The 416-nt window shown below is 68.5% G+C and carries 1 protein-coding gene; it reads left to right on the forward strand.

The window, feature by feature from the left end:
* On the forward strand, positions 1-321 hold a 321-nt coding region (locus tag KVT14_RS20125), incomplete at its 5' end, for a substrate-binding domain-containing protein (protein WP_217617278.1).
* Between the last annotated feature and the right edge of the window lie 95 nt (positions 322-416).

Below are 416 nucleotides of genomic sequence, written 5' to 3' on the forward strand. Positions count from 1 at the left end.
GACCCCGGCACCGGCAAGGGGGTGCTGCAGAAGGCGCAGGCCCAGGGCATCGCGACGATCGACTTCGACCGGCTCACCCACGGCGGCGGCGCCGACTACTACGTGTCGTTCGACAACGTCGAGGTCGGCCGGCTCCAGGGGCAGGGGCTGGAGAAGTGCCTGGCCGACGCCGGCACGACGACCGCGAACATCGCGTTCCTCAACGGCTCGCCGACGGACAACAACGCGACCCTGTTCAAGCAGGGCGCGGTCGAGGCGCTGAAGGAGAAGACCGACAGCGGCGACTACACGGTCGTCGCCGACCAGGTCGTCCCCGACTGAGACAACCAGCCGGCCGGCACGATCTTCGTGCAGTTGTACACCGAGACCGGCGGGAAGATCTTAGGCGTGCTCGCCGCCTACGACGGCCTGGGCAA

The organism is Cellulomonas sp. GbtcB1, assembly GCF_019091725.1.
Taxonomy (GTDB): domain Bacteria; phylum Actinomycetota; class Actinomycetes; order Actinomycetales; family Cellulomonadaceae; genus Cellulomonas.